The following is a 9,136-nucleotide window of genomic DNA, read 5'->3' as shown; positions in this document are numbered from 1 at the left end:
GCCGATCTGCTGATCCTCGACGAGCTGGGCTACCTGCCGTTCAGCGCCTCAGGCGGTGCCCTGCTGTTTCACCTGCTCAGCAAGCTCTACGAGCAGACCAGCGTCATCATCACCACCAATCTCAGCTTCAGTGAGTGGGCGGCGATCTTCGGGGATGCCAAGATGACCACCGCGCTCCTCGACCGGCTCACCCACCACTGCCACATCCTGGAGACCGGAAACGACAGCTTCCGCTTCAGGAACAGCTCCGCCACCCAAGCCCAGCGTGAAAGGAAGTCACAGCCCACCTGACGAGATCTGAAAACCCCGCATCCACAACCCAGGTCAGATCCTCGTGGCAACCCAGGGTCAGTTCTCAGCGGCAATCAACATGGCGGGGGCTGCTAGAATGCAGTCTGCTGCGTCCTGCCTTTCCTTGTGGGCCTCCAGCAGAGGCGGAATGCTCTTGGCCGGAATGGGGCGCCCGAAGAGCCAGCCCTGGCCATACTGACATCCCATCGCGGATAGGCGCTGCGCGGTCGGCGCATCCTCCACGCCCTCCGCAATGGCGGGCATGCCGAGCGCCTCGCCCAGGGCAACCACCGTCGCCACGATCTTTTCGCTCTCCGCATCCTCGCCGAGCGCCGCCACGAAGCTGCGGTCGATCTTGAGCCGGTCGAAGGGCAAAGCACGGAGGCTGGCCAAGCTGGAATAGCCGGTGCCGAAGTCGTCCATGGCCAAGCGGACGCCATGCGCCTTCAACGTCTGGGCGATCTGCAGGACACGGTCCGTGTTGGTGGCCACGGCCGTCTCGGTGATCTCCAGCTCCAATCGCTCCGGCGGCAGCCCCGTCTCGCTGAGGATGCCCAGGACCAGCTCCGGCAGACCGAGGTCGTACAGCAGCAGCGCCGAGAGGTTGACCGCGATGAACAACGGCTGCGGCCAGCCCGCTGCCTCGCGTGCAGCCTGTCGCAGGATTAGTTCGGTCAGCGGGCGGATCAGGCCGCATTCCTCGGCGATGGGGATGAAGTCGGTCGGCGGGATCAGCCCGCGCATCGGATGGTGCCAGCGCGCCAGCGCCTCAAAGCCCTCGACCCGGCCGGTCGCCAGTTCGATGAGGGGCTGGAAGTGCGGCTCGATCTCGCCGGCGGCAATGGCGTGCCGCAGGTCTGCCTCCACCTGCGCCCGCGCACGCAGGGCGGCATCCATCCCTGCCTCGTGGAAATTGAACGTGCCACGCCCTTCGCTCTTGGCCCGGTACAGGGCCGCGTCGGCTTGGTGCAACAGCTGGCCGAATTGGCCGGCTACCTGACCCCTGGCGAGCGCGATCCCGACCGACGCGCCAATCCTGGTGGTTTGTTCTCCCAGCGTGATGGGCTGGCCGATCGTGGCAATGATCCGCCGGGCAAGCCGGGCCGCGTCCTCCGCGCCAGCCTTCATCTTGGCCATCAGCACGAACTCGTCCCCGCCGGTACGGGAGACAATATCGCCGTCGCGCACGCAGTCCCGCAGTCGCAATGCGACCTCGCGCAGCACCACGTCCCCGGCGGCGTGGCCGTGGAGGTCGTTCACCGGCTTGAAGCGATCCAAGTCGATGACCATCAGCGCGACCTGAGTCTCCTGCTGGCATGCCTGGGCCAGGACCACCTCGCCTTGCTCCCGCAACTGGCGGCGGTTTGGCAGGCCGGTCAGCGGGTCATGCAAGGCCAGGCGCTGCGCTTCCGCCTCAGCCGTGGCGCGGCTCGTTACCTCACGGCGAAGTTCCCGCTGCCGGCGCAGCGCATAGATGGCGAAGCCGATCGGCAGGACGAAGGCCATCGTTACCAGATCGTCCAGCTGCCAGTATTGGTGCGCCTGGTTGAGGGCATGGAGGGCTTCAAAGGCGTTCTCCTCGCTGGCAATGGCATCCACCACCAGGCATCCCAGCCCGATCAGCAGTATGTCGCGGGTTGCCGCGCTCAAGCCGAGCCAGCGCCGGCGTAGCCAAGCCCAGGCCGACAGGCGGGAGGGAATAGGTTTAGCGGGCGGGGAAGGGATGCTCATCGTGGCCGGCAATGTGGTTCGGGTATGTGAAGGGGGTATTAACCGCTTGCTCACGGCTGCCCCGACCATCAGCCATCTGCTTCCGCCCTGCTTCCGCGGCTCCAGAAGCAGAAAGGGTCCGCCGAAGCAAGTCCTCTCTAAGTATCTGAATTTCTTGTGGAAATTTGGAGCAGCGGTGGGAGCCGGAATCCAGCCTTCTCTGGGCACCGTGCTTGATCCCAACTGCGTCAGCCAAGAAATCCCTTCCTTGGCGCAGCCGCGTCAGAGGCAGCTACGCGGCCATCACTGCGCTGCCCGCCTGCTGAAGATGGCGGAAGATGCGCGCCGCATCCTTGGCTGGAGGAGCACCGAAGAAGCGGGCGTAATCGCGGCTGAACTGGGTCGCGCTTTCATAGCCGACGTCAAAGGCCACATCGCTCGCCTTCATGCCGCCGCTGACCAGCAGCAGCCGTGCCTGAAGCAGCCGAATGCGTTTCTGGAACTGCACCGGGCTGAGCGCCGTAACGCTCTTGAAGTGGCGGTGGAAGGCGGAGGGGCTCATCGCGGCAATCGTGGCAAGCGCCTCCACCCGCAGCGGCTCGGTGAAATGCTGGCGGATCCACTGGATGGCCAGGTTGATCCGCGCCAGCGCGGTGCTGGGCGTGGCGATATCGCGGAGCAGCGCCGCGTGCGGCCCTTGCAAGACGCGGTAGAGGATCTCGCGTTCGTAGGCAGGGGCCAGTGCTGGGATGTCGCCCGGCCGGTCCATCAGGCGCAGCATACGGACCCAGGCATCCAGCAGTTCAGGCGTCACCGCCGCCACCGAGAAGCCCGCGGTCGGCGCCTGTGCCGCCGCTGGGGGCAGGTCCGTGAGCAAGGTCGCGATCATCTGCGGGTTGAGGGTGAGGCTGACCGCGAGGTAGGGGGCGCCCGACGCGCTGGGATGGACGGCACCGACCGCAGGCAAGTCGACCGACATCACGAAGTAGGTCGCCGGATCGTAGTGCAGGGTCTGGCTGCCGACCGTCATCGACTTGCCGCCCTGCAGGATCAGGTTGACCATGGGGTCGTAGCAGGCGGCAAGTTCGTGCTCGGGCACCTGCCCCTGAACCATCGCGACGCGCGGAATGCCCGTCTCGGTCTTACGGTTCCCGGCCCGTGCGGCCAGGGCGCGCAGTTCAGTCAGTTGCTGTTCCATACCCAGCACTATGTCCTGCCCTATGAGGAGCCGACTACCTGGAAAGCAGGATTAGGCAAGATTTGGGTAGGAACCGCGATGCGAGAGAGGCCGGTAGTCGCTTAGCTTCATTGCCAGGCAACGGAGCAGAACCACAGTGGAAGTCATTGTCATCACGGGCGGCAGCCGCGGCATCGGCGCGGCCACGGCACGTGCCTGCGCGGAACGTGGCCTGGGCGTCATCCTGACCTACAACAGCCATCCCGGGGCCGCCGAGGCCATTGTCGCGCAGATCGGGCAGAGTGGCGGCCGCGCAGTCGCACTGCCGCTCGATGTTGCCGACACGGGGAGCTTCCCCTCGTTCCGGGATGCGGTGACGCGCTCGCTGGAGGAGAACTGGAATGGCGCCGGCCTGCACGGTCTCGTCAACAATGCGGGCTTCGGACTCTTCAACCCGATGGAGACCGTCACCGAGGAGCAATTCGACGGCCTGTTCTCGGTGCACCTGAAGGGACCGTTCTTCCTGACACAAACGCTGCTGCCGCTGATGCGCGAGGGCGGTGCCATCGTCAACCTGACGAGTGCGACCACGCGCGTGGCGACGGCTGGCGTGGCTCCCTACGCCAGCTTCAAGGGCGGGCTGGAGGTTCTGACCCGCTACATGGCCAAGGAGTTCGGCCCGCGCCGCATCCGCGCCAACGCCGTCTCACCGGGTGCGATCCGGACCGAGCTGGGCGGCGGCCTCACGGACGAGTTCGAGGCGCTGCTCGCATCGCAGACGGCGCTCGGCCGCGTCGGGGGGGCGGAGGAGGTCGGCCGCGTCATCGCCAGCCTGCTCACCGACGAGTTCGGCTGGGTGAACGGCCAGTCGATCGAAGTCGGCGGCGGCTACTGCATCTGAAGGAGCGGTGACCATGCTCGACCACGTTTTCCTGCCAGTCAGCGACCTCGGGCGCTCGATCGCCTTCTACCAAGCGGCGCTGGCGCCGCTCGGCATCGCCGATCGCCTGGACTATGACGGCCGCAACGGCCCGCCCGGCCATCCGGACCTCAAGGGCTTCGGCGCGAAGGGGCGTATGTTCTTCTGGCTCCGGGAAGGTGAAGCCAAGGGCCACGCGGCGCATGTCGGCTTCGTGGCGCGCTCGCGCGAGGCGGTCGATGCCGCCTATGCCGCCGCAATGGCGGCGGGCGCCACGGACAATGGCGCGCCGGGCCCGCGGCTCCACTACGACCCGCGCTACTACGCGGCGAATGTCCTGGACCCCGATGGCTACAGCTTGGAGTTCGTGTTCAAAAGCTGGCAGCACCCGCAATGACCCGGCTGATGATCTACGGGGCAACCGGCTACACCGGCCGCATGGCGGCCGCTCGGGCCAGGGCAGTCGGGTTGGACCTCATCCTCGCGGGACGGGATGAAGTCCACCTGGCGGAGCTTGGTCGCTCCCTCGGCGTGGAACACCGTGCCTTCGCGCTGGACCGGGATGTGCCGATCGACGCCGCCCTGCATGATGCCGCGGTACTGCTGAACTGCGCTGGCCCCTTCCTGCGCACCGCTGACCCGCTGATGCGCGGAGCAATCCGGGCGGGTACCCACTACCTCGACATCGCCGCCGAGCTCGACAGCTACCGCCTGGCGGAAGTCTACGATGTGCAGGCACGGACCGCCGGGGTCATGCTGCTGCCCGGCAGCGGCGGCAGCGTCGTGATGCTGGGATCGCTGGCGGGCCGGGCTGCCGAGCGGGTCGGGCGCCCCCACACCATCCGGGTCGCGCTACATGTAGCCGGAGCAATGTCGCATGGCTCGGCCATCAGCGCGCGTGAGAACCTGACAGCCGAGTGCCTTGAGCGGGTCGACGGCGCGCTGCGGATCCGCGAGCCGGGCAGCACGAGGAACTTCGATTTCGGCAATGGCCTGGTGCCCTGCTTCCCCGTCACGCTGCCCGACCTGATGACCCTCCGTCGGGCGCTACAGGCGCCGAACATCGGCACCTTCGTCCACGTCTCCGGCAGCGCATTCCCGACCGGCAACCTGATGGCCTTGCAGGATGGGCCTTCCGCCGGGGAGCGCGATGCGAACCGCTACCAAGCCTCGGCCGAGGTGACAGACGTCGAAGGGACGACCGTCCGGGCCACCCTCGACACCGTGAATGGCTACAGCTTCACCCCGCTGGCGGCCGTCGAGGCGGCGCGCCGGGTTCTTGCCGGAGAGGCGCGGCCCGGCTTCCAGACCCCAGCGAGACTGTTCGGCAACGGCTTCGCCGAGTCCATCGCCGATACAACCATCCAGATCCTTCAGGACTAACCATGACCACCATCCACAAACCGGTCGCCCTCGTCACCGGGGAATCCAGCGGCATTGGTTGGCCATGGCCCGCCGCTTCGTCGATGGCGGGACATCGCAGGCGTGACATGTTCCACCAGAGGCAAGGAGGCTGAGCAATGACAGTGAAGAGTGGGGTGCCTCGGTATGCAGGCGATGCGATCCTCGACCATATTGAGTTCGCGGTGGCAGATGCGGAGCGGTCGCGCCGCTTCTATGAGGAGGCGCTACGCCCATTCGGCATGAGCATCATCATCCGTGTAGGACCCGAGCGGACGCGCACGGGTGGCACGCGGTACGGCTTAGGCCGCGACGGATATCCGAGGATCTGGTTCCACGATGGAGAGGCCGCGAGCAGTCCTATCCACCTAGCCCTCGCGACTTCCGATCGGCGGGTTGTGGATGCCTTCCATGCATCCGCGCTTGCAGCCGGAGGCACGGACAACGGCGCCCCGGGCATTCGTGAACGCTACCACCCCGACTACTATTCCGCCTTCGTGCTCGACCCGGACGGGAACAACATCGAAGCTGTGTGCCAAGTGCCTGACCTGGATCGGGCACCCGGCCCGTGATGCGCATGGCAGGATGCCGATGATGGACGTGCCGCTGCTCGGGATGGCGCTCGCATACGGCAATGCCCAATCTGCAGCGATATCAAGCGGCGGCGGGAATCCAGCCACGGGCGACACCGAGAACCCAGCCACAGACACCTGCCAAACTGCTCGATTCAGGCTTCGCCGGGTCTATCGAGGGCACACGGATCATCGACCTTTGACGCAAACGGTGCTCAGCCTCGGCTGCCCGCGGTGAACTCGCTCTCCAGGGCACGGCCAGCCAGACGGGCCACCGCTACCAGTCGGGCCTGGGTCATGCCCAGGCAGGCGAAGGAGGATAGCCCCCGCATCGTCACGAGCACATAGTCGGTGATCTGCCGTGCTCGTTTGGGAGCCTTCGCCGCCACGTAGGCATGGATCGCATCCGCCCCAGCCTGGCCGATCGCATGTGCCATCTCCCGCGCCGCCTTGTCGTCCGCGCGCATGCCCTCCGTCACCATGCAGCCCCGCAACCGCTCATCGGCACCGTACTGACGCGCGGCGGCGACAAGCAGCGCGGTCAAAGCCTCGTCAGGAGGGCGGGAGGGCACAAGGATCTTCGCCAGAGGAAGCGCATTCATCGCGGCGTGGCGCTGCATGGCGCGCTCGAAAAGCTCCGCCTTGCTGCCATACGCGGCGTAGAGGCTCGGCGGATTGATGCCGAGTTCCTGCGTCAGGTCGGCGATGCTCACCGCATCGTAGCCGCGCGCATGGAAGAGCGCCTGCGCCTTCGCCAGGCCCTCCTCGCGGTCGAAAGGCGGTTTCCGCTTGCGCTGCTGTGCGTCCATGGGCCGAAGGTGCTTTCCGTCCCCTTTTATATCAACCACTACATGGTTTCTCAAGCCAACCCCTGCGGATACATGTAGCGATCGCTAAATAATGGCTTGCCTTCCGCCGCCCCGGCATATAGCGGTCGATACATGCAATCGGCCTCAGGGCCCCCGACAAGGAAGCAGGCACATGGCGTTCGAAGACAAGGTGGCCCTGGTCACCGGCGGCTCGTCAGGAATTGGCTTGGCCATTGCTCGTGAGCTGGCAGCTGGCGGCGCCAGGGTGATCATCACAGGCCGCGGACAGGCGCGCCTTGACGCAGCCCTCGAAACCATCGGGAACGGAGCCTCGGCTATTCGAGGCGACGTCTCGCAACTGAGCGATCACGCGGCGCTGTTCGCGCAGGTCGCCAGGGATCACGGCCGGATCGACGTCCTGGTCGCCAATGTGGGCGTGGGCGAGATCGCGCCGCTGGGCGCCATCACCGAAGCGGCTTACGACCGCATGTTCAACACCAACGTCAAGGGTGTGCTCTTCACCATACAGCATTCCCTTCCGCTGATGCGCGAGGGCAGCGCGGTGGTGATCGTCGGGTCAACGGCCTCGATGGATCCGGGACCTGGGCTGAGCGTCTACGGTGCCACCAAGGCCGCGCTGCGCAACATGGTGCGAAGCTGGATCCTCGATCTCAAGGGTCGGGGCATCCGGATCAACGTCCTCAGCCCCGGTCCGGTGAACACGCAGTCCCTGCGGGGCATATTCCCCAGCCCAGAGGAGGCCGAAGCGGCATTGAGCTACCTCAACGAGCGCAGCACGATCGGCCGGATCGGCGAGCCCGAGGAGATCGCCCGTGCCGTGGCATTCCTGGCCAGCGATGCGGCCAGCTACATCAACGGCGTCGAGCTCTTCGCCGACGGCGGCGCCTCGCAGGTCTGACACGGCTCACCATCCACAAACAGGAATGCGCCGCCATATCGCTACATGTTGAACCCCAGCTTGCGCCCCGCTCCGAAGGCCGCTCCCGAACCGCTCTCGCATTGGGCGTCATCCTGACCGCGCAGCTGATGCTGCAGATGGACTTCCTCATCGTCACAGTGGCGCTGCCGCAGATCCAGGCTGACTTGGGCTTCTCCGCCGCTGGCCTGTCCTGGGTGCCCAACGCGTTCGCGCTGTCGTTTGGCGGGCTGCTTCTCCTTGGCGGCAGGTTGGGCGCCCTGCGGGGACGCGTGCGGGCATTCCAGATCGGCATCGCCCTGTTCGTGGCCGCTTCGATGATCGGCGGGCTGGCACAGAACCAGGCTTTCCTTGTCGCGGCTCGCCTGCGGCAGGGCGTCGGTGCCGCGTTCGCGGTACCCAGTGTTCTGGCGCTCATCGCCGGGCTCGCCCGGACGAGGCGGAGCGCAACCGCGGAATGTCCCTGTTCATCGCAATTTCCTCCATCGGGGCCTCGGCGGGTCTCGTGCTGGGCGGCGCGCTTACGGAGCTCGCCTCCTGGCGCTGGTCGTTGCTGATCAACGTGCCCGTCGGCCTGGTGGTCGCGTCAATCATTGGCCGGTTGGTGGCGGAAACGCCTCGTGCGCGAGCGCGGCTGGATGTGGCGGGCGCCCTGACCGCGACCGCGGCATCGACGGCGCTGGTCTATGCCTTCGTGGTCGCCGCCGACCATGGCTGGAATACGCCGGGCACGCTTCTGGCGCTTCTGGTGGCCGCTATCACCGGCACAGCTTTCTTCGTCATTCAAGGTCGGACGCGCCAGCCGCTGCTGAATTTGGAACTGCTCCGCGACACCAAGAGAGACGGCGGGCTCATGGTCATGGCGCTCATTGTCGGCATGCACTTCGCGACGTTGTTCTTGGTTGTCCAGTACTTCCAGCGCGTGCTCGGCTTCGGCCCGCTGCTCGCCGGTACCGCCTACCTCCCGCTGACCGCAATGGTATTCATGATCACCCATTTCGTGCCCTCCCTGCTCCAGCGGTTCGCCGCGCGCGCTCTCCTGGCCACAGGCAGCATCATTGTGGCCGTCAGCCTCGTACTGTTCGCGCGCATCGATGCCTCGGGCAGCTACAGGACGTCCGTGCTCCCCGCTCTGGTGCTGCACAGCATCGGCATCGCCTTGGTTTTCGCGCCGGGGACGGTCGCAGTCATGGACGGCGTGTGACCAGCCCCCATTGACTGGTCCGGGCGAGATTTTAGTGGAGCATGGGCATTGGCGGGGCCGATGAACCGTTGGAACCGGGATGGGGCATGGGCTTGGCTCCTCCTGGCATGATCACC

11 protein-coding genes are annotated in these 9,136 nt (G+C 66.3%); 8 read left to right on the top strand and 3 right to left on the bottom strand.

Annotated features, from left to right (window positions below; translation table 11 throughout):
• Positions 1-291: ATP-binding protein (locus QMO56_RS26185; protein WP_283530521.1), on the top strand; the 291-nt coding region annotated here is incomplete at its 5' end.
• A gap of 57 nt (positions 292-348) precedes the next feature.
• Here QMO56_RS26185 and QMO56_RS26180 read toward each other — a convergent pair.
• Together QMO56_RS26180 and QMO56_RS26175 are read right to left on the bottom strand one after the other, a co-directional pair.
• Complete coding sequence (locus QMO56_RS26180) at positions 349-1,941, bottom strand: bifunctional diguanylate cyclase/phosphodiesterase (protein ID WP_283530519.1); 1,593 nt, start codon at positions 1,939-1,941, stop codon at positions 349-351.
• Positions 1,942-2,293: 352 nt separating this feature from the next.
• Positions 2,294-3,199 carry an AraC family transcriptional regulator gene (locus QMO56_RS26175; RefSeq protein WP_283530518.1) on the bottom strand — a complete coding sequence of 302 codons (906 nt, stop codon included), beginning with the start codon at positions 3,197-3,199 and terminating at the stop codon, positions 2,294-2,296.
• 136 nt (positions 3,200-3,335) lie between these two features.
• Between QMO56_RS26175 and QMO56_RS26170 the strand changes: the two genes are divergently transcribed.
• The 4 genes from QMO56_RS26170 to QMO56_RS26155 all read left to right on the top strand — a co-directional run bounded on the left by QMO56_RS26170 (position 3,336) and on the right by QMO56_RS26155 (position 6,070).
• Positions 3,336-4,079 carry an SDR family NAD(P)-dependent oxidoreductase gene (locus QMO56_RS26170; protein ID WP_283530516.1) on the top strand — a complete coding sequence of 248 codons (744 nt, stop codon included), beginning with the start codon at positions 3,336-3,338 and terminating at the stop codon, positions 4,077-4,079.
• 13 nt (positions 4,080-4,092) lie between these two features.
• On the top strand, positions 4,093-4,494 hold the full coding sequence (locus tag QMO56_RS26165; RefSeq protein WP_283530514.1) for a VOC family protein: 402 nt from the start codon (positions 4,093-4,095) through the stop codon (positions 4,492-4,494).
• Complete coding sequence (locus tag QMO56_RS26160) at positions 4,491-5,480, top strand: trans-acting enoyl reductase family protein (RefSeq protein ID WP_283530513.1); 990 nt, start codon at positions 4,491-4,493, stop codon at positions 5,478-5,480. Before QMO56_RS26165 ends, QMO56_RS26160 begins: the two co-directional genes overlap by 4 nt.
• A gap of 137 nt (positions 5,481-5,617) precedes the next feature.
• The gene (locus QMO56_RS26155; protein ID WP_283530512.1) at positions 5,618-6,070 is read left to right on the top strand and encodes a VOC family protein; all 453 of its coding nucleotides are present in this window, start codon (positions 5,618-5,620) and stop codon (positions 6,068-6,070) included.
• A gap of 215 nt (positions 6,071-6,285) precedes the next feature.
• Here the strand turns inward: QMO56_RS26155 and QMO56_RS26150 are convergent, their stop codons facing one another.
• On the bottom strand, positions 6,286-6,879 hold the full coding sequence (locus QMO56_RS26150) for a TetR/AcrR family transcriptional regulator (protein ID WP_283530510.1): 594 nt from the start codon (positions 6,877-6,879) through the stop codon (positions 6,286-6,288).
• Positions 6,880-7,051: 172 nt separating this feature from the next.
• On the opposite strand from QMO56_RS26150, the gene QMO56_RS26145 reads away from it, so the two are divergent.
• The 3 genes from QMO56_RS26145 to QMO56_RS26140 all read left to right on the top strand — a co-directional run bounded on the left by QMO56_RS26145 (position 7,052) and on the right by QMO56_RS26140 (position 9,020).
• Positions 7,052-7,798, top strand: a complete 747-nt coding sequence (locus QMO56_RS26145) for an SDR family NAD(P)-dependent oxidoreductase (RefSeq protein ID WP_283530508.1) — start codon at positions 7,052-7,054, stop codon at positions 7,796-7,798.
• A gap of 101 nt (positions 7,799-7,899) precedes the next feature.
• Positions 7,900-8,373: an MFS transporter gene (locus QMO56_RS27060; protein ID WP_408906557.1), complete on the top strand. Its 474-nt coding sequence runs from the start codon at positions 7,900-7,902 to the stop codon at positions 8,371-8,373.
• Positions 8,274-9,020, top strand: coding sequence for an MFS transporter (locus QMO56_RS26140; RefSeq protein WP_408906556.1), 747 nt, complete (start codon positions 8,274-8,276; stop codon positions 9,018-9,020). The genes QMO56_RS27060 and QMO56_RS26140 overlap by 100 nt, the downstream gene beginning before the upstream one ends.
• Positions 9,021-9,136 lie beyond the last annotated feature (116 nt).

Origin of the sequence: Roseomonas sp. E05, from assembly GCF_030063475.1 — a bacterium.
GTDB lineage: Bacteria > Pseudomonadota > Alphaproteobacteria > Acetobacterales > Acetobacteraceae > Pseudoroseomonas.
Note: the sequence above shows the minus strand (reverse complement) of the source record. Positions and strands in the feature narration are given on the sequence as shown.

Coding starts and splice junctions, on each gene's coding strand:
- QMO56_RS26175 (WP_283530518.1), bottom strand. CDS start 3,199: ATGGAACAGCAACTGACTGAACTGCGCGCCCTGGCCGCACGGGCCGGG.
- QMO56_RS26165 (WP_283530514.1), top strand. CDS start 4,093: ATGCTCGACCACGTTTTCCTGCCAGTCAGCGACCTCGGGCGCTCGATC.
- QMO56_RS26160 (WP_283530513.1), top strand. CDS start 4,491: ATGACCCGGCTGATGATCTACGGGGCAACCGGCTACACCGGCCGCATG.
- QMO56_RS26155 (WP_283530512.1), top strand. CDS start 5,618: ATGACAGTGAAGAGTGGGGTGCCTCGGTATGCAGGCGATGCGATCCTC.
- QMO56_RS26150 (WP_283530510.1), bottom strand. CDS start 6,879: ATGGACGCACAGCAGCGCAAGCGGAAACCGCCTTTCGACCGCGAGGAG.
- QMO56_RS26145 (WP_283530508.1), top strand. CDS start 7,052: ATGGCGTTCGAAGACAAGGTGGCCCTGGTCACCGGCGGCTCGTCAGGA.
- QMO56_RS26140 (WP_408906556.1), top strand. CDS start 8,274: ATGTCCCTGTTCATCGCAATTTCCTCCATCGGGGCCTCGGCGGGTCTC.